Below are 24,059 nucleotides of genomic sequence, written 5' to 3' on the forward strand. Positions count from 1 at the left end.
CGTGCCCTTCCCGAGCCACCCTCCAGCGTCCGCGTCTACCGAGACAGCACCGGAGCTTGGTACGCGTCTTTCGTCGTGGCGAGCATGACCGAGACGCTGCCGGGAACCGGCCGGGTGATCGGGATCGACTGGGGTGTGAAGGAGATCGCGACCACCACCAGCGACGACCACGACCTTCCTCACCCGCAGCACGGGAAGAGTGCCGCCCAGCGCTTGGCGCACTATCAGCGGATGATGTCCCGGCGTAAGCCGAAGCGTGGACACGCCGGATCGAAGGGCTACCGCGAGGCGAAGCGGCAGACGGCGAAGCTGCACAAGAAGGTGGCCCGGCAGCGTCAGGACACCGCCCGCAAGTGGGCCAAGAAGGTCGTCCGTGACCATGACGCCCTGGCCGTGGAGGACTTCCGGCCGAAGTTCCTCGCGAAGTCCACCATGGCGAAGAAGGCCGCTGACGCGGCGATCGGCGCGACCAGGACAGCCCTGGTCGAGATGGGCCGTAAGCACGGCCGGTCGGTGCACCTGGTGCACCCGGCGCACACCACGATGGACTGCGCAGACTGCGGAGCGAGAACCAAGCACGCGCTGCCTCTCTCAGAACGAACGTATACGTGCACCACGTGCGGGGTGTCCCGGCCTCGGGACAAAAACTCAGCCCGTGTGATGCTCGTCCGGGCTGGTCTCTGTCCCGGCTAGTGCTGATCGCGTAAGACCTGTATCCCCGCCGGGGATCAGGCCACGTGAGCTAGGAATCCCCCTGATCTAGCTGGGGGAGGTTTCAAGTGGGTCACTTTCTGCCCCACCCCACACAACATTCCGGACAGGGAGGGGCGGCCCGACGTGGGGGTGAGCGTGACGCTCGCACGGGTGTGGCTGGATTTTGGTATGGACCAATCGAACGGTCAAGGGGGTGACGGCAGGTAAGTCGAACATCTGCCCTCTCGCTCGCGGTCCGCGGTGACCTGAGGCACCGTGGAGAGACGTCCATCGCACGGGCCGAGGAGGCCTTCATGTCCGATCACACGTACCGGGTCACAGAGATCGTCGGCACGTCCCAGGAGGGAGTCGACCAGGCCATTCGCAACGGCATCGCCCGCGCCTCGCAGACCCTGCGCGGCCTGGACTGGTTCGAGGTGTGCCAGGTACGCGGCCACATCGAGAACGGGCAGATCGAGCACTACCAGGTGGGCCTGAAGGTCGGCTTCCGGCTGGAGGACGAGGCCTGAGCGTGCGCGCCGGGGCCGCTCAGGTCCGGCTCCGAACCCGGTCGCCCGGTCCGCTCAGGTCCGCCCCTCGCGCCCCTGGGCGTCCTTCAGCGCCTCGGAACCACGAGCCCAGCGGGCGCGTACGACCGTGAAGCCCGCCCGTTCGGCCTCGTCGCACACGAGCTCGTCGTCATCGACGAGCATGCGCACCTCGCGGCCGCGGGAGAGCGTGCGCAGCGTCTCCAGTTTGGTGCGGCGCGCGGGCCTGCGGTCGTCGTTGCGGCGCATCCAGAGGCGCCCCTTCGGCAGGCCCTGTCCGGCGAGCCAGGTCACGGTGTCGGCACGGCACCGCTCCGGCCTGCCCGTGAGGTAGACGACCTCGCACGCGAGGGCGCTCTCCAGCACCAGCTCGACGCCTCGCGCGAGCGGCGGATCATCGGGCGCCGCTCCGAAGAAGGCCGACCAGTCACGCGGGGTGCGCTCCAGGAAGCGCTGCCGGTGGGCCGTGTCGGCGAGGGTGTTGTCGAGGTCGAACACCGCCAGGGGTCGAGCGAGAGGTCTGCTGTTGTCGATCACACGCCAAGCGTAGGGAATCCTGACGCGGCACGGACGTTGAACGGTGTGTGAGCTCAGTGATCGCATCGACCCGGTTCTCCGTCCTCGACCGTTCGCGCACCCGTGAGGGGCACGACGGGCCCTCGGCACTGCGCGACACCGTGCGCTTCGCGCGCGAGCTGGACGCGGTCGGCTATCACCGTGTCTGGGTGTCGGAGCACCACGGGGTGCCGGGCGTCGCGGGGTCCGCGCCGACCGTGCTCGCCGCGGCGGTCGCGGCCGCCACCCGCACGATCCGGGTCGGCACCGGCGGCGTGATGCTGCCCAACCATCAACCCCTGGTGGTGGCCGAGCAGTTCGGTGTCCTGGAGTCGCTGTTCCCCGGGCGGATCGACATGGGCCTCGGCCGTTCGGTGGGCTTCACGGGCGGGGTACGCAAGGCGCTCGGGCGGGACAAGGACGATGCCGACGACTTCGCGGCGCAGCTCGCCGGACTGCTCGACTTCTTCCGGGGAACCTCGGCGACCGGGGTGCGCGCACGCCCCTCGGACGGGCTGACCGTCCCGCCGTTCGTGCTCGCCATGGGCGAGGGTGCGACGATCGCCGCCGAGGCCGGACTCCCCATGGTGATCGGCGACCTCAGGAAGCGCGAGAAGATGCTGCGCGGCATCGACCACTACCGTGCCACGTTCCGGCCGTCCGCGTGGGCGAGCGAGCCCTACGTCGTCGTCTCGGGGACGATCGCGGTCGCCGGGAGTCCGGAGGCGGCCCGCCGCCTGCTGATCCCGGAGGCCTGGTCGATGGCGTACTCCCGCACCCACGGCACGTTCCCGCCGCTGCCGCCCGCCGAGCGCGTGGAGGCACTGACGATGACGGCGAAGGAGCGGGACTTCTACGAGTCCGGGCTGCGCGGCCACATCGCGGGCACGGAGGAGCAGGTCGCGGACGAGCTGGAGACCCTGATCAAGGAGAGCGGCGCGCAGGAGGTCCTCGTCACGACCAGTTCGTACGACCGCGAGGGCCTCCTGGAGTCCTACCGCGGGCTCGCCCGGGTCGCGGGGCTGCGCCGGGCCTAGAATCGTGGGGTTTGCCCCCCTCGCGTGACAGCGCACCCAGCCGCCCTATGGAGCCCGCCCCATGCCCGAGCCCGACCACGATCCGTTCGTCCGTGTGCGCGGTGCCCGTGAGCACAATCTGCGGGGCGTCGACGTGGACATCCCGCGCGACGTGCTCGCCGTCTTCACGGGGGTCTCCGGCTCCGGGAAGTCCTCGCTCGCCTTCGGCACCATCTACGCCGAGGCGCAGCGCCGCTACTTCGAGTCCGTGGCCCCGTACGCGCGCCGGCTCATCCACCAGGTCGGTGCGCCCAAGGTCGGCGAGATCACCGGGCTTCCGCCGGCCGTCTCGCTCCAGCAGCGCCGCTCCTCCCCCACCTCGCGGTCCTCGGTCGGCACGGTGACGACGCTCTCGAACTCGCTGCGCATGCTGTTCTCGCGCGCGGGCGACTACCCGCCCGGCGCGGAGCGGCTCGACTCCGACGCCTTCTCGCCGAACACGGCGGCAGGGGCGTGCCCCGGTTGTCACGGGCTCGGCGTGGTGCACCGCACGACGGAGGCGCTCCTCGTACCCGACCCGTCGCTGTCCCTGCGCGAGGGCGCGATCGCCGCGTGGCCGGGTGCCTGGCAGGGCAAGAACCTGCGCGATGTCCTGGACGCTCTCGGGTACGACGTCGACCGGCCGTGGCGTGAACTGCCTCAGGGCGAACGCGACTGGATCCTGTTCACGGACGACCAGCCCGTCGTCACCGTGCACCCCGTGCGGGACGCGGGCCGGATCCAACGCCCGTACCAGGGCACGTACATGAGCGCGAACCGCTACGTGCTCAAGACGTTCGCGGACTCCAAGAGCCAGACGCTGCGGACGAAGGCCGAGCGGTTCCTCGACAGCGCGCCGTGTCCGGTGTGCGGCGGGGCGCGGCTGCGGGCCGAGTCGCTCGCGGTGACGTTCGGCGGAAGGACGATCGCGGATCTCGCGCGTCTGCCGCTCGCGGACCTGGCGGAGGTCCTCGACGCCCCCGGCGACGCCTCGGAGACGGCGCGGGTCCTCACCGGCGACCTGCTGGCCCGGATCGCCACCGTCGCCGAGCTCGGCCTGGGCTATCTCAGTCTGGACCGCGCCACGCCCACGCTGTCCGCCGGTGAGCTCCAACGCCTGCGCCTGGCAACGCAGTTGCGCTCCGGGCTCTTCGGCGTGGTGTACGTGCTCGACGAGCCGTCGGCGGGCCTGCACCCGGCCGACACGGAGTCGCTCCTCACCGTCCTCGACCGGCTCAAGGCGGCCGGCAACTCGGTGTTCGTCGTCGAGCACCACATGGATGTCGTCCGCAGGGCCGACTGGCTCGTCGACGTCGGCCCGCTCGCGGGCGAGCACGGCGGCCGCGTCCTGCACAGCGGTTCCGTCGCGGACCTCGCGTCCGTCGCGGAGTCGGCGACGGCCCGCTTCCTCTTCGGCCGCGAGCGCGTGCCCCTGCGCACGGTGCGGGAGCCGCGCGGCCGGCTGAAGGTCGGCCCGGTGACCCGGCACAATCTGCGCGATGTGTCGGTGGACGTACCGCTGTCCACGTTCACGGCCGTCACCGGCGTCTCCGGGTCCGGGAAGTCCACGCTCATCGGCTCGATCACCGAGGAACTGGAGGGCGTGGGCCGCCTCGTGGTCGTCGACCAGAGGCCGATCGGGCGCACCCCGCGCTCCAACCTGGCCACGTACACGGGCCTGTTCGACGTCGTACGGAAGGTGTTCGCGGCCACCGACGAGGCGAAGGCCCGCAAGTACGGCGTGGGGCGCTTCTCGTTCAACGTGGCCGGCGGCCGGTGCGAGACCTGCCAGGGCGAGGGCTTCGTCAGCGTCGAGCTCCTCTTCCTGCCGAGCACGTACGCGCCCTGCCCGGACTGCGGCGGCGCGCGCTACAACGCCGGGACGCTGGACGTCACCTACCGGGGGCGGACCATCGCCGAGGTCCTCGATCTGACGGTGGAGAGCGCGGCGGAGTTCTTCGCGGACACGCCGGCCGTGGCGCGCAGCCTCGGCACGCTGCTCGACGTGGGGCTCGGCTATCTGCGGCTTGGTCAGCCCGCCACCGAGCTGTCCGGCGGGGAGGCCCAACGCATCAAGCTGGCGAGCGAGTTGCAGCGCGGGCGGCGCGGTTCCACGTTGTATCTGCTCGACGAGCCGACGACCGGTCTGCATCCGGCCGATGTCGACGTTCTGATGCGGCAGTTGCACGGGCTCGTCGACGCCGGGCACACCGTGGTGGTCGTCGAACACGACATGACGGTGGTCGCGGGCGCGGACTGGGTGATCGACCTGGGGCCGGGCGGCGGCGACGCGGGCGGCCGGATCGTCGCCGCGGGGCCGCCGACGGAGGTGGCGCGGGCGAGCGGGAGCGCCACGGCTCCCTATCTCGCCCTTGCCCTTCCGCCGGGCGCCCTGCCGCACGCGCGGTCATGAACCCGCGGGCCGTACGTGGCTGGTCGCGCCCACGTGGCGGAGCCGCATATCCGCACAGCCCGGCACCCCTAAGCACCGGACTTCGTCAGCTCCCCTTCGGCGAGTCCTCGGGCCGCCGGCGCGGTGTGGGTCGTCCGGGGCCGGCCCGCCGTCCCCGACTCGGCGGCCCGGGCCAGTGAGCGGCGGTCGGGGTGAGAGCCCGGCGGGATCACGTCCCGTATCTCGACCTCGGCCACCAGCCCCCGTGTCGACGCCACCCGCCACAGCGAGGCGAGCAGCGTGTCGTCGCCGACGAACGCGGCTGCGGTGCCGGCCGCCCCGTCGGCGAGCCGGTACCGGACGCGGACCGGCTGGACCGGCACCCCCGCGTCCAGCGCGGCCTGGAAGACGGCGCGCCGGAAGTGCCCCTGCGCGCGGCCGCACCAGGTGCTGCCCTCGGGGAACGCGACGACCGCGGAGCCGGCCCGCAGCGCCCCGGCGATGCGGGCGACCGTGTCGGGCAGGGCACGCAGCCGGTCCCGCTCGATGAACAGGACGCCGCCGCGCGCGACCAGTGGCCCGGCCAGGGGCCACCGCCCGATCTCCGCCTTGGCGAGCATCCGGGCCGGGCGCACGGCGCCGAGCAGCGGGATGTCCAGCCAGGAGATGTGGTTGGCGACCAGGAGCAGACCGCCGGTGGGTGCGGCGGCGGTGCCGGTGACGCGGACCTGGACGCCGATGGCCCGCGCGATCGCCCGGCACCACCGCGCGACCAGCGCGGCGGGGATCCGCCCGCCGAACGGTGACAGCGCGATCCCGGCCAGGACCAGGACCACGACCGCCGTCATCCGCAGCACGGCCCGGGGTACGGCCTTTGCGGACCCCGCCGGCTCCACGCATGCCTTCGGGGTGCAGGGCGCGCTGGGCAGCCAGACGCTCATCAGGCCGGGGCGAGAGAGAGGAAGTGCCGCAGATAGCGCGGGTTGACCCGGCGCATCGACAGCAGCACGTACAGGTCGGCGACCCCGAAGTCCGGGTCGTGGGCCGGCTCCGCGCACACCCAGGCGCCGAGGCGGAGGTAGCCGCGCAGCAGCGGCGGAAGCTCGGTGCGGGCGGGGAACTCCACACGGTCCGCGTTCCAGGGCAGCAACGGTCGTACGCGGTACTCCTCGGGCGCCAGGTACTTGGTGCGCACGCGGTCCCAGGTGCCCGCCGCGAGGACGCCGCCGTCGGCCAGCGGGATGGAGCAGCACCCGGCCAGCCATTCGTGGCCGCGGTCGACCATGTAGCGGGCTATCCCGGCCCAGATGAGCCCGATGACGGCGCCGTCCCGGTGGTCGGGGTGCACGCAGGAGCGGCCGACCTCGACGAGGCCTGGCCGGATCTCGTCGAGGGCGGTGAGGTCGAACTCGCCCTCCGAGTACAGTCGTCCGGCGACGGAGGCCCGCTCCGGCGGCAGCAGCCGGTAGGTGCCGACGACCTGCCCGGTCACCGTGTCGCGGACGAGCAGGTGGTCGCAGTACGCGTCGAAGGCGTCGACGTCGAGGCCCGGCTGCGAGGTGGTCAGCAGGGCGCCCATCTCACCCGCGAAGACGTCGTGCCGCAGCCGCTGCGCGGCACGGACGTCGTCCTCGTCGCGGGCCAGGGTGACGGTGTAGCGGGTGGGTGCCTCGGGCTGTGGGGGACGGTCGAGCGTGGTGACGCCGGTCATGGCTCTCTCCTGGTCACGTGCCGGTTCGGCGGAGCGATGGGCGGGCCGGACTGTCGTACGGCCTGCCGCTCCTGTTCTTCCGATACCGGTTGTCGTGTACGTGACCTGTGCCAGGAGCGGGGATGTGGGGATGTTGAATGCCAGGAGCGCCGGCGAAAGCGAGACGGGGCCGGGGATGAGCACCACTCCCGGCCCCGCCCGTCCGCACGTTGACGGCGAACGACGTAGGGCTAACGCCTGCCCGCCTTGCGGGTCGCGCGCAGCCATTCTCTGTTCATCCCGGTGATGGAGACCAGCGGGATGCCCTTCGGGCAGGCGGTGGCGCACTCTCCGGTGAGGGTGCAGCCGCCGAAGCCCTCGGCGTCCATCTGCCCGACCATGTCGAGGACGCGGGTCTCGCGCTCGGGCGCGCCCTGCGGCAGGACGTTCAGGTGGTTGACCTTCGCCGAGGTGAACAGCATCGCCGAGCCGTTCGGGCAGGCCGCCACGCACGCGCCGCAGCCGATGCACTCGGCGTGCTCGAACGCGAAGTCCGCGTCGGGCTTGGGCACGGGTGTGGCGTGCGCCTCGGGCGCGGCCCCGGTCGGCGCGCTGATGTAGCCACCGGCCTGGATGATCCGGTCGAACGCGGTGCGGTCGACGACGAGGTCCTTCACCACGGGGAAGGCGGAGGCGCGCCACGGCTCGACGTCGATCGTGTCGCCGTCCTCGAAGGACCGCATGTGGAGCTGGCAGGCCGTGGTCCGCTCGGGGCCGTGCGCGTCGCCGTTGATGACGAGCGAGCAGGCTCCGCAGATGCCCTCACGGCAGTCGTGGTCGAACGCGACGGGGTCGTCGCCCTTGAGGATGAGCTCCTCGTTGAGCGTGTCGAGCATCTCCAGGAACGACATGTCGCGCGAGATTCCGTCCACGTCGTACGTGGACATGGCGCCTTCGGCGTCGGCGTTCTTCTGGCGCCAGACGCGCAGGGTGAGCTTCATGCGTAGCTCCGCTGAGTGGGGTGGACGTACTCGAAGACGAGGTCTTCCTTGTGCAGGACGGGGGCGTCGCCGGTGGCGGTGAACTCCCAGGCGGCCGCGTAGGAGAACTCCTCGTCGCGGCGGGCGGCCTCGCCGTCCGGGGTCTGTGACTCCTCGCGGAAGTGGCCGCCGCAGGACTCGGCGCGGTGCAGGGCGTCGAGACACATGAGCTCGGCGAGCTCCAGGTAGTCGACGATGCGGTTGGCCTTCTCCAGCGACTGGTTGAACTCCTCGCCGGTGCCCGGCACCTTGATGCGGCGCCAGAACTCCTCGCGGATCTGCGGGATCCGGTCGAGGGCCTTGCGCAGGCCTTCCTCCGTACGGGCCATGCCGCAGAACTCCCACATGAGTTCGCCGAGTTCGCGGTGGAAGGAGTCGGGGGTGCGGTCGCCGTCGACGGCGAGGAGGAGGTTGATCCGGTCCTCGGTCTCGGCCAGCACCTCCTGGACGACGGGGTGTTCGGCGCTCACCTCATCGTGGTGCGGGTTGCGCGCGAGATAGTCGTTGATGGTCGACGGAAGCACGAAGTAGCCGTCGGCCAGACCCTGCATGAGCGCGCTCGCGCCCAGGCGGTTGGCTCCGTGGTCGGAGAAGTTGGCCTCGCCGACCGCGAACAGGCCCGGGATCGTGGTCTGGAGGTCGTAGTCGACCCACAGCCCGCCCATCGTGTAGTGCACCGCGGGGTAGATGCGCATGGGCACCTCGTACGGGTTCTCCGCGGTGATCCGCGCGTACATGTCGAAGAGGTTGCCGTACTTCTCCTCGACGGCCTTCTTGCCCATGCGGCTGATCGCGTCGGCAAAGTCGAGGTACACGCCCTGGCCGCCGGGGCCCACTCCCCTGCCCTCGTCGCACACGTTCTTCGCGGCGCGCGAGGCGATGTCGCGGGGCACGAGGTTGCCGAACGCCGGGTAGATGCGCTCCAGGTAGTAGTCGCGCTCGTCGTCGGGAATCTCGTTCGCCGGGCGCGTGTCGCCCTTCGCCTTCGGTACCCAGATGCGTCCGTCGTTGCGCAGCGACTCGCTCATCAGCGTCAGCTTCGACTGGTGGTCGCCCGTGCGCGGGATGCACGTGGGGTGGATCTGGGTGAAGCACGGGTTGGCGAAGTAGGCGCCGCGCCGGTGCGCCCGCCACACGGCGGTCGCGTTGGAGTTCATGGCGTTCGTCGACAGGTAGAAGACGTTGCCGTACCCGCCGGAGGCGAGGACCACGGCGTCGGCGAAGTACGTGTCGATCTTCCCGGTGATCAGGTCACGGGCGACGATGCCGCGCGCCTTGCCGTCGACGACGATCACGTCGAGCATCTCGGTGCGCGCGTGCATCTCGATGTTCCCGGCGGCGATCTGCCGGGACAGCGCCTGGTACGCGCCGAGAAGGAGCTGCTGGCCCGTCTGGCCGCGGGCGTAGAACGTACGGGAGACCTGGACACCGCCGAACGAGCGGGTGTCGAGCAGGCCGCCGTACTCGCGGGCGAACGGGACGCCCTGCGCGACGCACTGGTCGATGATCTCGACGGAGATCTGCGCGAGGCGGTGGACGTTCGACTCGCGGGCGCGGAAGTCGCCGCCCTTGACCGTGTCGTAGAACAGGCGGTGCACGGAGTCGCCGTCGTTGCGGTAGTTCTTCGCGGCGTTGATGCCGCCCTGCGCGGCGATCGAGTGGGCGCGGCGCGGGGAGTCCTGGTAGCAGAACTGGACGACGTGGTAGCCCTGTTCGGCGAGCGTCGCGCCCGCGGAGCCGCCGGCCAGGCCGGTGCCGACCACGATCACGGTGTGCTTGCGGCGGTTGGCCGGGTTGACGAGCTTCGCCTCGAAGCGGCGGGTGTCCCAGCGCTCGTTGACGGGGCCCTCGGGGGCCTTGGTGTCGACGACCGGCTCTCCGGTCGCGTACTCCGCGTAGGAATTCATGGGTCAGCTCACCACTCCGGTCATGACGCCCACAGGTACGGCGATGAAGCCGGCCGTGAGCAGCAGCGCGAGAACATTGGCGACGGTCTTCAGGACGCGGTCGCGGGTCGCGCTGCCCACGCCGAGGGTCTGCGCCGCGCTCCAGAAGCCGTGCTGGACGTGCAGGCCGAGTGCGAGCATCGCGGCGATGTAGACGACGTTGCCGTACCAGGTGGAGAACGTGTCGATCACGTTCTGGTACGGGTGGCCCGGCTGGAAGCCGCCCGGGTGCGCGGTGCCGGTCGTCAGGTCGAGGATGTGCCACACGATGAACAGCGCGAGGATGACGCCGCCCCAGCGCATGGTGCGCGTGGCGTAGCTCGAACGTGCCTTCTTGTGCACGTACTTGGCCGGGCGCGCCTTGATGTCGCGGCGGCTCAGCTGGTACGCGGACGTGGCGTGCGCGACGACGGCGACCACGAGCACGACGCGGACGAGCCACAGCGTCCACTCGTAGTGCATGAACGGCTCACCGACCGTGCGCAGCCAGTGGGCGTAGTGGTTGAACTCGCCCGACCCGAAGAAGATCTTCAGGTTGCCGATCATGTGGACGACCAAGTAGAGCAGCATGATCAGGCCGCTCACGGCCATCACTGTCTTCTTGCCGACGGACGAGTCCCAGAGCGTACGCGTCATGGACGGCCGTCGGTCCGTCCGTGTTGCCAGAGCCATGTCACGCACGCTAGAGCCGGAGGCCCCGATCGGTCCAAGACATGGTCCGGCTCATTTCAATAGGCTCAGGCTATCGAGCGATTACGGTGGGGGTCATGCAGTTCCAGCAGCTCCAGTACTTTGTCGCGGTGGCCGAGACCCGGCACTTCACCCGGGCCGCCGAGGTGGTCCATGTCGCCCAGCCGTCCCTGTCCCAGCAGATCCGCTCCCTGGAGCGGGAACTGGGCGCGGATCTCTTCCTGCGCGCCCGCGGGAACATCACCCTCACCGACGCGGGCGAGGCGCTCCTGCCGCTGGCCCGCCGCATCCTCGCCGACGCGGACACCGCGCGGCACGAGGTGCAGGAGCTGGCGCAGCTCAAGAGCGGCCGGGTGCGGCTCGGCGCCACACCCTCGCTGTGTACGGGCCTGCTGCCCGATGTGCTGCGCGGCTTCCACGACCGGTATCCCGGGATCCGCTTGTTGATCGAGGAGGGCGGCTCCCACGACCTCGTACGCGAACTCGCGCGCGGCGCGCTGGACCTGGCTCTCGTGGTGCTGCCGCTGCCCGCGCCGGCACCGGCGCTGACGACCGTGGAGCTGCTGCGGGAGGATCTGGTGGTCGTGTCGTCGCCGGATGCGCCGCGGCCCGGGCGGGGGCGGTCCGTGCGCATCGCCGATCTTGAGGGTGAGCGGCTTGTGATGTTCCGGCACGGCTATGACCTGCGGGAACTGACCGTCACCGCGTGCCGGGCGGAGGGGTTCGAGCCGGATTTCGCGGTGGAGGGCGGTGAGATGGACGCGGTGCTGGGGTTTGTGCGGGCGGGGCTCGGGGTGGCCGTCGTGCCGCATATGGTCGCGACCCGGGCGGGGGCCGATCTGCGGGTGACTCCGCTTGCCCGTCCCGGGTTGCACCGGACGATCGCGCTGGCGCACCGCAGCGATGTGGCTCCGCCCCGGGCCGCGCGGGAGCTTCAGCGGATGTTGCTGGAAGGGTGACGTGTTGTGGGGCGGGGGAATTTGTGCGGGTGGTCTTTGGATGTTTTGCGCAGTTCCCCGCGCCCCTGATTGGAGGGCCTCGGCGGCATGGTCAGGTGCCGGTGCGTCGTGGGGATTGCGCAGTTCCCCACACCCCTGAACGGGGGCCTCAGCGGCATGGTCGAGTGCCGGTGGGGTGTGGGGCCGGGCCAGGCAGAACAGCCGGCCGCCGGGTGCGCGCGGGACCGCGGGGCTCCCTCCGTGTGGACGGGCGTCGTCCCCAGGTGGCGCGCCAGGCCGGCTGTCCGAGCGAGGTCGTCCACCGCGAAGTCCACGTGTGCGCCGCGGGGGCCGTCGACCGTCTGCGCCTTCGGGCACGGATCGGCGGAGGCGTCCAGCAGCGTCGCGAACTCGTCGCGGTCGCCGCGGGGCGCCGACAGCCGCGTCTCCGTGACCCGTGTTCAGAAGTCGCAGGCCGCCCCGTGGTGCGCCTGAGGCCGGTCGATGAAGGCGTACACCCAGCGGATGGGCCTCACCCCGTCGCGTCGCACAGGGCGAGCTCGTGCAGGCGGTCCGGCGGGCCCGGGCGGGCGTAGTACCAGCCCTGCGCGGTGTCGCAGCCCAGCTCGCGCAGCTGCTCGGCCTGTGCGCCCGTCTCCACGCCCTCCACGGTGACCGAGAGGTCGAGGCTGTGCGCGAGCGCGACGATACCCTCGACGATCTTCAGGTCGACGGGGTCGGCGGGGTACCGCTGCATGCCCTGTGTGAAGGAGCGGTCCAGCTTGAGGATGCTCACCGGGAGCCGGCGCAGGTTCGCGAGGTTCGAGTAGCCCGTACCGAAGTCGTCCAGCGCGATGTCCACGCCCATCTCGGCGAGCCGTCGCAGGGGCTTGAGGAGATCGTCGTCCGCGCCGATCAGGGCCGACTCGGTGACCTCCATGCACAGGGCGCCGGGTTCGAGTCCGAAGCGCTCCAGGATGTCGACGGTGTCGGAGACCAAGCCCGGGTGGGTCAGCTGCATCGGGGACAGGTTCACGTTGATGCGCAGGGGCCCCGCGTCCTCGTAACGCTCCTGCCATACCCGTGCCTGGCGCACCGACTCCTCCAGGACCCAGCGCCCGAGCGGCACGATGAGGCCGGTGTCCTCGGCGAGCGGGATGAACTGGTCGGGCCCGAGCACACCGTGCTGCGGATGCAGCCACCGCACCAGCGCCTCGGCGCCCCGCACACTGCCGTCGCCGAGGTGCACGAGCGGCTGGTACTCGATGAAGAACTCGCCGCGCTCCAGGGCCGCGGGCAGCGCGGTCGTGAGGCCGTGGCGGGTGATGGCGCGCGCGTCGGCCTCGGGGTCGGCGAGCTCGTAGCGGTTGCCGCCCGCCGACTTGGCCCGGTACATGGTGATGTCGGCGCTGCGCAGCACCTCCGCCGGGCTGCGCTCTCCCGCCGCGGGGCCCTCCACGATGCCGATGGAGCCGCGCACGGTCAGCTCGCGGCCGTCGATGCGGATGGGGGCGGCCAGCGCGTGCATGATGCGCCCGGCGAGGTCGTCGACCTCGGCGGCCGTGTCACGGCCGGTGGTCAGTGCGACGAACTCGTCGCCGCCGAGCCTCGCCACCATCTCGCCGGGCGCGGTGGCGCAGCCCTGGAGCCGGTCGGCGACCTCGACGAGGAGCCGGTCTCCCGCCGCGTGGCCGAGGCTGTCGTTGATGGTCTTGAAGCCGTCGAGGTCGAGGTAGCACAGGCCGAAGCGCATGCCGTCGCCGGCCGCGAGCGCCTTCTCCAGGCGCTCGAAGAACAGGGTCCGGTTGGGGAGCCCGGTGAGCGCGTCGTGGGTGGCCTCGTAGCGCAGCCGCAGGTTCAGGAGGCGGCGCTCGGTGGTGTCCTCCACCAGCGCCAGCTGGTACTGCGGTACTCCGTCGGCGTCCCGCAGCAGGGAGACGGTCAGGTTCGTCCACAGGGCGGTGCCGTCCGGACGGTAGAACGCCTTCTCGACGCGGTAGTGCTCGCGCTCGCCGCGCACGAGCTCCTCGTACAGGCGCCACACGTGCGGGGCGTCGTCGGGGTGGGTCCACTCGACGACGTTGCGGCCGCGCACCAGGTTCTCGGCTCCGCCGAACATGCGCACCAGCGCGTCGTTGGCCTCCAGGACGGTGCCCTCCAGGTCGGCTATGCCGATGCCGATGGCCGCGCCGTGGAACACCGCGCGGAACCGGGCCTCGCTCGCGTGCAGCGCCTCGGCGACCGCGCTGCGCGCGCTCAGGGCGGCCCGTGAGATGGCCTCCTGCTCGGCGAGAGTCCGCTCACGCAGGGCCTGGGCGAAGCCGGCCGCGACGGAGTGCTGGAGCCGGGCGCAGCGCGCCCGCAGCTCTTCCTCGCGCCGGTCCTCGTCGGTCCGGCAGTACAGGACGAGATAGGCGTCCACGACGTCGAGGGTGCGGGTGAGCGCCTCGGGGTCGGTGCAGTGCACGCCGATCAGTGCCGCGCCGACGGCCTGGGCCGCGGGCGCGTCCAGGGTCCGTTCACCGAGCGCGTCCCGCAACCGCCGTGCGAGCGGAATGAGTTCCTTCTCGAACTCGGCCCGGGTCAGGGAGGTCGCCGTCACCGGGAAGATCGCCCGGCTCCAGATGGTGGCGAATCTGCGCAGTCTGTCCTCGGGCCCGTCCGGTTCGCCGCTCACGCCTTGCGCCCCACGCCGGCGCAGCCCGAGAAGGCGTATGGGTCCTCGTCCGCGGGCGCGTTCTCCGGGCGCCATTCGGGCATCTGCACGAGTCCGGGTTCCACCATCTCGTATCCCTCGAAGAATCGCGCGATCTCCTCGCGCGAGCGCATGATCAGCGGGTTGCGGATGTTCTTGTACACGTCGACCGTGCCGGCGGCGCGCGCGGCGGGTACCGGGATGCCCTCGTACGCGGCGTGCGTGACGATCAGGAGGCTGCCCGGCGCGAGGGCGTCGCGCAGCTCGGCGACGGCGCTCTGCGGGTCGTCGGCGTCGTCGACGAAGTGCAGGACGGCGACGAGGAGCAAGGCGACCGGCCTGTCGAGGTCGAGGAGTTCACCGACCTCGGGGGCCGCCAGGATCTCCCGGGGCTTGCGCAGGTCGGCGGTCACGACGGCCGCGCGGTCGTTGCCGTCGAGGACGGCCCGGCTGTGCGCGACGGCGACCGGGTCGTGGTCGACGTACACGACGCGCGCTTCGGAGTCGGCCGCCTGGGCCACCTCGTGAACATTGCCGAAGGTGGGGATTCCGGATCCGATGTCCAAGAACTGGGTGACGCCTTGCTGGACCGCGTAACGCACTGCCCGGCGCATGAAGGCACGATTCGCCTGCATGATCTTCGGGAGCCCCGGCATGAACTCCATCGCCTTGCGGGCCGCCTCCCGGTCCACCTCGAAGTTGTGCGAACCGCCCAGGTAGTAGTCGTAGATCCGGGACACGCTGGGCACCGAGATGTCGATGCCCTGAGGGGCCCAGGCGGGACGCTCCATCAATGTCTCCAAGGCGTAGGCGAGCCGGTGTTCGAGCTGAGGCTACTGATCGCCCGCCAAGGGAGCGAGTCAAAACGGAAATTGACCGTCCGTTCTCGGTCACTGCCTCCGGCAAGTGCCGAATGGCAATGATCCGAAATCACCCCGAAACCCTCTCTGTTGCAACGGAAAAGAACCGGCCTGTTCCCTCCGCATGATCACGGGGGGAACAGACCGGCGATTCGCCAAATCCGCAGCAGACTCTACGCGGTGCCCCTACTTCGGCGCTCCCACGGGCTTTCCGTCGGGCGCAGCGGCGTACCAAGTGCCCTTCACTCCCTGCCCATTGGTGTCACCGGGCTTCTTGTCACCGGAGAAGGTGTAGATCGGCCAGCAGTTGATCGTCTGCTGCTTGCCGCCGTCGGGGCGGTCGTACGTCATGAAGCCCTTCTTGAGGATGCCCTTGGTGTCGTTCTTCGCGACGGGCGCCACGGCCGGCCAGTTCTCCGCGCAGGCGTCGACACAGTTCGACTTGATGGGCCAGGCCGAGTCCTTGAGGAACCGGTAGACGGTCATTCCGTTCTTGTCGACGACGATCTCGCCGAGCTTCGGGTCCTTGCGTGTGGACAGACCGGCGAGGTCGGCGGGCTGCGCGGCGGCAGGGCTCGCCTTCTTGCCGTCGGGCCCGGCGGCGTACCAGACGCCTCCGACGCCCTGCCCCTTCGCGTCGCCCGGCTTGGTGTCCATCGCGTACCGGTACATGGGCCAGCCGTCGATCGTCAGCTGCTTGGTGCCGTCGGCCGCGGTGACCTCGCCGAGCAGCGACGGGTCGACGCCGGGCGCCGCCTCGGCACCGTCCGCGGGCACGACGGGCCACGCCTTGAGGCAGGCCTCGTCACAGTTCGACTTGGGCGGCTGTGCGGTGTCCTTGTCGAAGCGGTACATCGTGAAGCCCGCACTGTCCGTGAGGACCTGGCCGAGCTTCTTGCTGTCCCAGGTGGCGAGCTGTCCGGCCGGCTTCGCCTTGGCCGCTCCCGCGTCCTTCGCGTCTCCGTAGCCGTCGCCGCTGCCGTACGCGTCCCCGTTGCCGTAACCGCCCTGCGCCGGGGCGGCGTTGCCCACGGACTGGCCGTTGGGCGACTGGTCGCCCTGGTCCTGACCGCACGCCGTCGTCAGCGCCAGCAGGGCCGCAGCTGTCGCTACGAGTGAGGCGCTCCGCCAGGTGTTCATTGCCAACTCCCGCTGGTTGCTTGGGTGTTGTGCGATCCCGGAAGGGGCCGCACATGGCCCTAGGTACGCGCGGCGACGGCGGATGTGTTCAACGGGGCCGGAAATTTCTTTGGCGTGAGGGGGCGCGGGACGCATCCGGGGCGGGCCGCGCGTGCGCTCCGGTGGCCGCGGGCAAACCTGGCGCCCCCCCATCTCCCCACCTTCGGACCAATCCGCGGCGGCCGGCGCGTGGCGGCGCCTCCCGCCGCCCATGATCTCCGTCGTGTACGGATCCAGAGGGGCCAGGTCGACCCTGGTCACACGGGTGGTGGCGGTGCTCGCGCTGGCCTGGCTGCTGGGCTCGCCCGCGGCCGGCGCCACGGCGGCCGCACTGACCCCGACCGACAACTGCGCGTACGCCTCGATCGGCAAGGGCGGCGACGCGATCGCCCGCGCCGGTGACGGCGTCGTCTGCCGGGCGGGCCCCGTCAAGCCGCCGCCGCGGAAGCCCGCGCCGCCCCCGGCCCCGAAACCACCACCTCCACCGCCGCCGCCTCCCCCACCGCCACCTCCGCCACCTCCGCCACCGCCCCCGCCCGTGAAGGCACCGCCGCCGCCCGCCCCGAAGCCGACGGTGCGCCCCAAGCCCTCGCCGACGCCGGTGAGTTACCCCGCATACCGCCCCGCGCCCCGCAAGGCACCACCGAGCGGCGGGCCTTCCCTGGTCTCGCTCACCCTGCTCATCACCGCGCCTGCGGTGCTCGCCGTAGCCGCGCTGCGCCCGCGCTGACCGCCCGGAGGTCCCGATGTCGGAATGGCTTGTTCTCACCCTCGCGATGGTGGCCGCGTGCGCGGTCGTGCTCGTCGTGACCGTTCTTCAGCAGCGCAGGATCGGCGACGACGACGACCCGAGCGAGACCCCTGACGTCATCGAGTACATGACGATGATGATCGGCGTGGTGTACGCGATCGTCCTGGGTCTCGCCATCGCGGGTGTCTGGGAGGGCCGCAGCGCCGCCCAGGACCATGTACGCAACGAGGCCCAGGCGCTGCACGAGATCCATGAGCGCGTCCGCGTCTATCCGACGGAGGTCAGGATCCGTATCCGCTCGGATGTCGACACCTATGTCAGCCATGTCGTCACCACCGAGTGGCGCACGATGAAGAACAAGGGCCGTCTCACCGCCGAGGGCACCCGGCTCCTCGACAAGGTGCGCCACGACGTCACCGACTACCAGCCGAAGACGGACTTCGAGGCGCAGGCCTATCAGCCGCTGCTCGACCAGATCACCGCCGCGGACGACGCCCGCAACGCGCGCGCGGACTCCACCGGCGCCACGATGCCGGGCGTGGTCTGGTTCGGCCTCATCGCGGGAGGCCTCGTCACGATCGGGATGGTCTTCGCACTCCAGATCCGCAGAACGGCACGCGAGCTGGTCCTCGCCGGGCTCTTCTCGGCACTGATCGCGTTCCTGCTCTTCCTGGTCTGGGACCTCGACGCGCCGTACAGCCGAGGGGTCGCGGCCACCGTGGAACCCTTCCTCATGCTGTTCCCGCACGCCGGGGGGTGAGACCGACGGGCCGCGCTCGTCTCCGGGTCGGCGCGGCCCGCCCTGCGCTATGAGCCCCGGCGACGCACTCTGGTGCCATGACTGCCTGGCACGCCCCCATCGTCGTACACCCTCCCGCACCCGAGGGCGGGCGGCATGTCACCGTGCGGGGGCGGGCCGTCGGGCTCGCGCACAGCGATCACGACCTCATCCGGCTGCTGCGTGCGGCCGGGCTCGGGGAGTCCGACATGACGCTCGACGACCCCCATCTGGTCGAGTGGCGCGGCGCGGGCGCGCACGTATGGCACTCGACGGGCCCCGACGCGCCGTCACCGCACCACCCTGTCGACTGACCGGCGGACAGGTCGCCCGTTCGCCCTGCACGGAGCCCGGCCACGGGTGGGCGACGGTGCCGCCGCCCCCTGGCGAGCACTGCCGTCGACGGTCACGGCGATCCGGCCGCCCGACGCGATGACGCCGGGCACGGCGACGCTGTCGCCCGCCGGCGATGCCGACTCGTACGGCGCAACGCACCCCTGGCCGCCACCCATTCGCCCCTGGGCTGTCGCCCGCCGCGTGCGCCGCGCTTAGTTTTCCAGTAAGCGCAAGTGACGCGGTCTCGCCGCTGAGTCGAGAGGGGTGAACGAATGTCTTCGTCCCAGCCGGCCGACGAGGGTCAGCAGAAGAAGCGCGCGCCGTGGGGCGTGATGGCGCTGGTTCTGCTCACCGGAATCGCGCTGATCCGCAATGGATCGGGGGAATTCGACATCGGTCCCCCGCAGCCCGCGTCGGCGGCGGCAGCGGATCCCCGCTACCCGTCCGGTGTGGCGCCGAAGCCGCTGCCGTTCTCCGTGGCGGACCGGGTGCAGATCCCGGCCATCCAGGTGAACGCCCCGGTCGTGCCCGTAGGGGTCGCCCCCGACGGCGGGGTGGACGCCCCGCCGCCGGAGGACCCGAACCTCGCGGGCTGGTTCACCGGTGGCGTGACTCCGGGCGAGAAGGGCACCGCTGTCATCGTCGGCCATGTCGACAACCAGCAGGGGCCGGCGGTCTTCTACGGACTCGGCTCGCTCAAAAAGGGGAACCACGTCCAGGTCAAGCGCAAGGACCGCAAGACCGCCGATTTCGAGATCTACGGCATCGAGGTCTTCAGGAAGGCGAATTTCCCCGGGAAGCGCGTCTACGGCAGCACGGGAGTGCCCGAACTGAGGGTGATCACGTGCGGCGGCGGTTTCTCCAAGCAGAACGGCTACGACGGGAATGTCGTCGTCTTCGCCCGCATGGTCGAGGTGCGCTGACCGGGCGGGCGGTAACCGGCTCGGACTCTCCGGGGGCGGGGGGCTCGAGGCCGGGCTCGGCGCCGATCCGGAACGCGTTGCGGTTCCGCGCGCCGTACGGCGCGCGGAACCGGGTGGACGACTCGCCGATCGCGCCGTCGACGACCGCGCAGGTTCGCTCGATCCCGGAGTGCGGGAAGTGCCGCCCCCAGCACCTGTGGGACCTGGGGTTTCCGCTAGCCTCACCGCTGTGAACGCAGAGCAGCCACACCAGTTCGAACGCGGTACGGACGGCCCCAAGGTGATCGTGGTCGGGGTGGACGGCTCAGACTCGTCGCTGCGCGCCGCGTCCTACGCCGGAGGCCTCGCGCGGCGCCAGCGGGCCCTCCTCGCCGTCGTCTACGTCCAGCCCGTCATGGCCGCCGGCGCCGCGCTCGGCGTCCCCGTGGCCGACACCACGGACGAGATCGCCGAGGGTCTGATCACCGAGATCCGGGACGCGGCGGAGCGGGTGAAGGGCATATACGAGGTGCGCTGGGAGTTCCACACCTTCCGCGGCGACCCGTACAACGGTCTGGTCACCGCCGCCGACGAACTGAAGGCGGACGCCGTGGTCGTCGGCGCTTCCGAACAGGCGGGACACCGCATCGTCGGATCGGTGGCGATCCGGCTGGTGAAGGCAGGACGCTGGCCCGTCACCGTGGTCCCGTAACCACCGGAACCCGGCACCGACCCCATACGAACCCGCACACCCCATCGAGCGTGCCGTCTTTCGCAGCCGCCGCGGCTGGGCCATCATGATCGCCCGTCAGCCGACTGTCGTCCGCGAAGAGGTGGAGCCCATGGCCGGTCTCAGAGGACTTCGGATGGGGCAGGGCGTGCTGCGCCGCAAGCCCATCGAACAGATCGCCGAGACCGAGGGGGGCGGCGCGCAGCAACTCACCCGCACCCTCGGCCTGTGGCAGCTCACCGCGATCGGCGTCGGCGGCATCATCGGGGCCGGCATCTTCACCCTCGCGGGCACGGTCGCCAACGGTACGGCGGGGCCCGCGGTCCTGGTCTCGTTCCTCATCGCGGGCGTCGCGAGCGCGTGCGCGGCGCTGTCGTACGCGGAGTTCGCCGGCCTCATCCCGAAGGCCGGATCCGCCTACACGTACGGGTACGCGGTCCTCGGCGAGCTGGTCGGCTGGTTCATCGGCTGGGACCTGCTCCTGGAGTACACGGCGATCGTCGCGGTCGTCGCCATCGGCATCTCGGGCTACTTCAGCTTCCTGCTCGGCGAGTTGGGGCTCGACCTGCCGCACTGGATGCTGGGCGCGCCGGGCACCGGCGACGGTCACAAGGTCGACCTGTTCGCCGCGCTGCTGTGCCTGCTCATCGCGTATCTGCTGACGCTCGGCATCAAGAACGCGGCCCGCTTCGAGACCGTCGTGGTGGTCCTGAAGGTCCTCGTGGTGCTGCTCGTGATCGCCGTGGGCTTCTTCCACATCGACACGGGCAACTACACGCCGTTCTTCCCGTTCGGCATCAGCGGCGCGTTCACGGGCGCGGCCACCGTCTTCTTCGCGGTGTTCGGGTACGACGCCATGTCGACGGCGGCCGAGGAGTCCAAGGACGCGCAGCGCCACATGCCGAAGGCGATCCTCTACTCGCTCGCGATCTCGATGGTCCTCTACGTGCTGGCCTGCCTGGTCCTGACCGGGATGCAGAACTACAAGGACATCGACCCGGAGAGCGGCTTCTCGACGGCGTTCAAGTCGGTGGGCCTGAGCGGTCTCGCGGATGTCATCGCGGTGGGCGCGATCATCGGCATCCTCACGGTGATGTTCACCTTCATGCTGGGCGTCACGCGTGTGTGGTTCTCGATGAGCCGGGACGGGCTGCTGCCCAAGTGGTTCGCGAAGACCCACCCGACCCGGCACGTGCCGACGCGCGTGACGTGGATCGTCGGGTGCGCGTCGGCCGTCATCGCCGGGTTCCTGCCGATCGGGGAGGCGGCCGAGCTGACCAACATCGGCATCCTGCTGGCGTTCGTCGTGGTGTGCATCGCGGTGATCGTGCTGCGCTACAAGCAGCCCGACCTGCCCCGCACGTTCCGCACGCCCGGTATGCCGGTGGTGCCCGCGCTCGGCGTCGTCTTCTCGATCTGGCTGATCACGTTCCTGCAGTGGCAGACGTGGGTGCGGTTCGCGGTGTGGTTCGCCATCGGGCTCGTCATCTACTTCGGCTACTCGTACAAGAGGTCGGAGCTGGCGAAGACGGACCCGTCGGCGAAGTCCTGACCGCTAGCGGCCCATGGTCAGGCCGTCCTCGTCCGCGCCGCGGCTGAGGACGGCCTGGCTGATCCGGTCGCGGACGTCGTTCAGGCCGAGACCGTCGTGGATGGCCTGGTTGACGTTGATGACGCGGCCCGAGCCCACGTTGAACCACTGGGGGAGGAACTCGGCCTTGCTCACCTCCCAGCGCTCGCCGGCCCGCTCCGGCGGCGCGAAGGTGAAGCGGCCGATGGTGCCCTCGTTGCCACGCGGGTCCTGGGCGCCGTCGTCGTTGTACATCTCGCCGGCGATCTGGTCGCCCAGGCCGTAGACCACCCAGGTGCCGTTGACCTTCTCGTACGCCTGCGGGACGTGCGTGTGCGTGCCGAGGATCAGGTCGATGTCGGGGCGGCCGTCCGTTTCGGACGCGGTGAGCTCGTCGCCGAGTCGCAGCTGGCTCTCGTCCGGCGCGTCCTGCCACTCGGTGCCCCAGTCGAGTGAGAGGACCACCACGTCCGCGCCCGCTTTCCGGGCCGCCCGCGCGTCGTCGACGATCCGCTGACGGTCGATCACATTCACGGCCCACGGACGCCCCTCGGGCATCGCGGCGCCGTTCGCGTCGTTCGTGTAAGCGAGGTGGGCGACCTTGGCGTCACCGGCGCGCAGCCACGTGGGGCTGCCGGCCTCGGCGGCGGTCCGGGCCGAGCCCGTGTGGCGGATGCCTGCGCGGTCCATGGCCTCGAGGGTGCGGTCGATGCCGGCGGCGCCGTCGTCGAGGGCGTGGTCCGAGGCCGTGGAGCAGGCGTCGTAGCCCGTGTCGCGCAGTCCTTTGGCGACCTCGGGCGGGGACTTGAATTTCGGGTCGCCGGTGTAGTGGCCCGCGGTGCCGTAGACCGTCTCCATGTGACAGATCGCCAGGTCCGCCTCGGAGACGGCCGGCTGCACGCCGGACAGCATCGGCGCGAAGTCGTACCCGTCGCCGCCCGCGTCCACTTTCGCCTTCTTGATGATCGAGGCGTGCGGCAGTACGTCACCGGAGGCGACGAGCGTGAAGCCGCGGTGCCCGGTGGCGCCGCCGGCGGCCGACGGCGCCGGGGTCGGGGTGGGCGTCACCCTGCCGTGGCGCGCCGGGGTGTCGCTGCGCTGGGGCTCCGGCCGATGTGCGCGGTCCGCGGGCGCGGAGCAGCCCGCGCCCGCCGCGATCAGTGCGGCCGCGAGGACCGCCGCGCCCTGACGTGCGCGACGTGCGTGTGGCGTGTGCCTGGTGCGTCCCTTGCGTCTTGTGGCCCGTGTGCGATGCGTCATCGACCAAGCTCCATGATTCGGTGGATAAGGTGATTTTCGACATAGGCATAGACGTACGGGCACCGGGCCGAGTCAAGGCTCCATACCGCCGCAGTCCCCGGAACGGCGTCATGTTCCGGCGCAGTCGGCCCCGTTCGCCGCACCGCTCGCCGACGGCATCGACCGCCCGTCGCAGACCGCTGCCCGTGCTCTGGGCGTGAGCGGCGCGCTGCGCTGCCATACGGCCATGACGACCGCCACGAAGACCGAAGGACCCGACCACACGGCAGCACATGAGCTGGCCGAGCTCCAGCGGGAGCACGGCAAGCCGCTTCTCTCCTTCCTCCTGCGGCTGTGCGACGGCGACCGGCAGCGGGCGGAAGACCTGGTCCAGGAGACGTTCGTCCGCGCCTGGCAGCATCCGGAGGCGCTGCGCGCCGACTACGAGTCCGTGCGGCCCTGGCTGTTCACCGTCGGCCGCAGGCTCGCCATAGACGCCCGGCGCGCGCGGCTCGCCCGCCCCCCGGAGATCGGCGGCACGGTCCTGGAGAGCGCGCGCGTCTGCGCCGACCACGCGGAGCGCTCGGCGGCCGCGCTCGATGTGCGGGAGGCCGTGGCGACGCTCAGCCCGGAGCACCGGGCGGTACTCCTCCAGGTGTACTTCCGTGGCGCCTCCGTGGCCGAGGCCGCCGCGGCGCTCGGCATCCCGCCCGGTACCGTGAAGTCCCGCGCGTACTACGCGCTGCGCGCACTGCGCAGGGTGCTCCCGGGCTATGAGGCGAACACGGCCCGGCCGCTTTGAAACCGGACGGCAGGTCAAGCCTCCGTAAAGCGCCTTGCCCGGTGCCCCGGTCCTCGATTGAGTAATCGGCTGTCCTCCCCCGCCCGGTCGGGCGCGAGGGCCCGGGGGCCGGCACAGCGCACGGACCGGAGGAAGGCAGGAAGGGATGTTGCACGGGAGCAAGGAAGGCACATCGGGCGCCGGCGGCGGCGAACTGACGGTGCCGATGGCGTGGTTGTACGCCGAATACATCGCCGATGAGCTGCTGCGCACCGGTGATCTGATGCCGCCCACGTCCTTCGAGTTCCGGGCCGGGCGCGACGCACTCGCACTGACGATCTTCCTGTCCGACACGGACGGCGAGCTGTCCGGCATCCGGGTCGTGTCCCAGCTGGAGACCTGGCTGTCGCTCACGGCGTACGACCAGCCGTGGCAGTACTGGGTACGGGAGCACATGGGGCGCCTTGCCGCGCAGGCGCTCGATGAGAACAGACCTTCGCCGGACCTCGAACTGGCCGAGGCGGCCTGGCGATGGCTGGAGGAGACGGAGCTGCTCGCTCCGGACCTGGACTCCGTGCCGGGCCGCGGGTCGCTGCCCGACGAGGAGGACGACGGGGCGAAGGTCTGGACACCGGCGTGGCAACTGGGGCTGCCGCTGGGCCATCTGGCGATCCATCTGTTCTGAGGCCCT

Annotated in this window: 22 protein-coding genes and 1 pseudogene; 13 read left to right on the top strand and 10 right to left on the bottom strand. The window is 71.0% G+C overall.

What is annotated here, in order from left to right; all coding sequences use genetic code 11:
• Together ACZ67T_RS27280 and ACZ67T_RS27285 are read left to right on the top strand one after the other, a co-directional pair.
• Positions 1–763: pseudogene (locus tag ACZ67T_RS27280) on the top strand (RNA-guided endonuclease InsQ/TnpB family protein); the annotation flags it as partial.
• Positions 764–1,007: 244 nt separating this feature from the next.
• Positions 1,008–1,223 (top strand): dodecin, encoded by a 216-nt coding sequence (locus ACZ67T_RS27285; RefSeq protein WP_227298938.1) that lies wholly within the window; start codon positions 1,008–1,010, stop codon positions 1,221–1,223.
• Positions 1,224–1,277: 54 nt separating this feature from the next.
• Here ACZ67T_RS27285 and ACZ67T_RS27290 read toward each other — a convergent pair whose 3' ends face one another.
• Positions 1,278–1,775 carry a phosphatase domain-containing protein gene (locus ACZ67T_RS27290; RefSeq protein WP_469987852.1) on the bottom strand — a complete coding sequence of 166 codons (498 nt, stop codon included), beginning with the start codon at positions 1,773–1,775 and terminating at the stop codon, positions 1,278–1,280.
• 50 nt (positions 1,776–1,825) lie between these two features.
• Between ACZ67T_RS27290 and ACZ67T_RS27295 the strand changes: the two genes are divergently transcribed.
• Together ACZ67T_RS27295 and ACZ67T_RS27300 are read left to right on the top strand one after the other, a co-directional pair.
• Positions 1,826–2,833 (top strand): MsnO8 family LLM class oxidoreductase, encoded by a 1,008-nt coding sequence (locus ACZ67T_RS27295; protein WP_469987616.1) that lies wholly within the window; start codon positions 1,826–1,828, stop codon positions 2,831–2,833.
• Positions 2,834–2,894: 61 nt separating this feature from the next.
• Complete coding sequence (locus ACZ67T_RS27300) at positions 2,895–5,264, top strand: ATP-binding cassette domain-containing protein (protein ID WP_469987617.1); 2,370 nt, start codon at positions 2,895–2,897, stop codon at positions 5,262–5,264.
• Positions 5,265–5,332: 68 nt separating this feature from the next.
• Here ACZ67T_RS27300 and ACZ67T_RS27305 read toward each other — a convergent pair whose 3' ends face one another.
• From ACZ67T_RS27305 to ACZ67T_RS27325, 5 genes are all read right to left on the bottom strand, one after another.
• Positions 5,333–6,184: a lysophospholipid acyltransferase family protein gene (locus ACZ67T_RS27305; RefSeq protein ID WP_469987618.1), complete on the bottom strand. Its 852-nt coding sequence runs from the start codon at positions 6,182–6,184 to the stop codon at positions 5,333–5,335.
• Complete coding sequence (locus tag ACZ67T_RS27310) at positions 6,184–6,954, bottom strand: GNAT family N-acetyltransferase (RefSeq protein ID WP_469987619.1); 771 nt, start codon at positions 6,952–6,954, stop codon at positions 6,184–6,186. The genes ACZ67T_RS27305 and ACZ67T_RS27310 overlap by 1 nt, the downstream gene beginning before the upstream one ends.
• Before the next feature lie 230 nt (positions 6,955–7,184).
• Positions 7,185–7,934, bottom strand: coding sequence for a succinate dehydrogenase/fumarate reductase iron-sulfur subunit (locus ACZ67T_RS27315; protein ID WP_469987620.1), 750 nt, complete (start codon positions 7,932–7,934; stop codon positions 7,185–7,187).
• Positions 7,931–9,880: a fumarate reductase/succinate dehydrogenase flavoprotein subunit gene (locus ACZ67T_RS27320; protein WP_469987621.1), complete on the bottom strand. Its 1,950-nt coding sequence runs from the start codon at positions 9,878–9,880 to the stop codon at positions 7,931–7,933. The genes ACZ67T_RS27315 and ACZ67T_RS27320 overlap by 4 nt, the downstream gene beginning before the upstream one ends.
• Before the next feature lie 3 nt (positions 9,881–9,883).
• Positions 9,884–10,555: a succinate dehydrogenase gene (locus tag ACZ67T_RS27325; RefSeq protein ID WP_469987853.1), complete on the bottom strand. Its 672-nt coding sequence runs from the start codon at positions 10,553–10,555 to the stop codon at positions 9,884–9,886.
• A gap of 131 nt (positions 10,556–10,686) precedes the next feature.
• Between ACZ67T_RS27325 and ACZ67T_RS27330 the strand changes: the two genes are divergently transcribed.
• Positions 10,687–11,568: a LysR family transcriptional regulator gene (locus ACZ67T_RS27330; protein ID WP_469987622.1), complete on the top strand. Its 882-nt coding sequence runs from the start codon at positions 10,687–10,689 to the stop codon at positions 11,566–11,568.
• A gap of 511 nt (positions 11,569–12,079) precedes the next feature.
• On the opposite strand, the gene ACZ67T_RS27335 is transcribed toward ACZ67T_RS27330, so the two are convergent.
• The 3 genes from ACZ67T_RS27335 to ACZ67T_RS27345 form a co-directional block, all read right to left on the bottom strand.
• Entirely contained in the window at positions 12,080–14,224 is a 2,145-nt protein-coding gene (locus tag ACZ67T_RS27335) for a putative bifunctional diguanylate cyclase/phosphodiesterase (protein WP_469987623.1), read from the bottom strand.
• On the bottom strand, positions 14,221–15,033 hold the full coding sequence (locus ACZ67T_RS27340) for an SAM-dependent methyltransferase (RefSeq protein WP_469987624.1): 813 nt from the start codon (positions 15,031–15,033) through the stop codon (positions 14,221–14,223). The genes ACZ67T_RS27335 and ACZ67T_RS27340 overlap by 4 nt, the downstream gene beginning before the upstream one ends.
• A gap of 255 nt (positions 15,034–15,288) precedes the next feature.
• Positions 15,289–16,242: an SCO0930 family lipoprotein gene (locus tag ACZ67T_RS27345; RefSeq protein WP_469987625.1), complete on the bottom strand. Its 954-nt coding sequence runs from the start codon at positions 16,240–16,242 to the stop codon at positions 15,289–15,291.
• A gap of 262 nt (positions 16,243–16,504) precedes the next feature.
• Here ACZ67T_RS27345 and ACZ67T_RS27350 point away from each other — a divergent pair, with 262 nt between their 5' ends.
• From ACZ67T_RS27350 to ACZ67T_RS27375, 6 genes are all read left to right on the top strand, one after another.
• On the top strand, positions 16,505–17,011 hold the full coding sequence (locus tag ACZ67T_RS27350; RefSeq protein WP_469987626.1) for a hypothetical protein: 507 nt from the start codon (positions 16,505–16,507) through the stop codon (positions 17,009–17,011).
• Between the two features lie 16 nt (positions 17,012–17,027).
• The gene (locus ACZ67T_RS27355; RefSeq protein ID WP_469987627.1) at positions 17,028–17,792 is read left to right on the top strand and encodes a bestrophin-like domain; all 765 of its coding nucleotides are present in this window, start codon (positions 17,028–17,030) and stop codon (positions 17,790–17,792) included.
• Positions 17,793–17,869: 77 nt separating this feature from the next.
• Positions 17,870–18,124 (top strand): hypothetical protein, encoded by a 255-nt coding sequence (locus ACZ67T_RS27360; protein ID WP_469987628.1) that lies wholly within the window; start codon positions 17,870–17,872, stop codon positions 18,122–18,124.
• A gap of 294 nt (positions 18,125–18,418) precedes the next feature.
• Positions 18,419–19,069: a class F sortase gene (locus ACZ67T_RS27365; protein WP_469987629.1), complete on the top strand. Its 651-nt coding sequence runs from the start codon at positions 18,419–18,421 to the stop codon at positions 19,067–19,069.
• Between the two features lie 229 nt (positions 19,070–19,298).
• Positions 19,299–19,760: a universal stress protein gene (locus ACZ67T_RS27370; protein WP_469987630.1), complete on the top strand. Its 462-nt coding sequence runs from the start codon at positions 19,299–19,301 to the stop codon at positions 19,758–19,760.
• Positions 19,761–19,890: 130 nt separating this feature from the next.
• Positions 19,891–21,330 carry an amino acid permease gene (locus ACZ67T_RS27375; RefSeq protein WP_469987631.1) on the top strand — a complete coding sequence of 480 codons (1,440 nt, stop codon included), beginning with the start codon at positions 19,891–19,893 and terminating at the stop codon, positions 21,328–21,330.
• A 3-nt stretch (positions 21,331–21,333) separates the two neighbouring features.
• Here the strand turns inward: ACZ67T_RS27375 and ACZ67T_RS27380 are convergent, their stop codons facing one another.
• The gene (locus ACZ67T_RS27380; protein WP_469987632.1) at positions 21,334–22,608 is read right to left on the bottom strand and encodes a CapA family protein; all 1,275 of its coding nucleotides are present in this window, start codon (positions 22,606–22,608) and stop codon (positions 21,334–21,336) included.
• 226 nt (positions 22,609–22,834) lie between these two features.
• Here ACZ67T_RS27380 and ACZ67T_RS27385 point away from each other — a divergent pair, with 226 nt between their 5' ends.
• Entirely contained in the window at positions 22,835–23,389 is a 555-nt protein-coding gene (locus tag ACZ67T_RS27385) for a sigma-70 family RNA polymerase sigma factor (RefSeq protein WP_469987633.1), read from the top strand.
• 145 nt (positions 23,390–23,534) lie between these two features.
• On the top strand, positions 23,535–24,053 hold the full coding sequence (locus tag ACZ67T_RS27390) for a hypothetical protein (protein WP_469987634.1): 519 nt from the start codon (positions 23,535–23,537) through the stop codon (positions 24,051–24,053).
• The last annotated feature ends 6 nt before the right edge of the window (positions 24,054–24,059 follow it).

Source organism: Streptomyces sp. NPDC107517, from assembly GCF_055582645.1.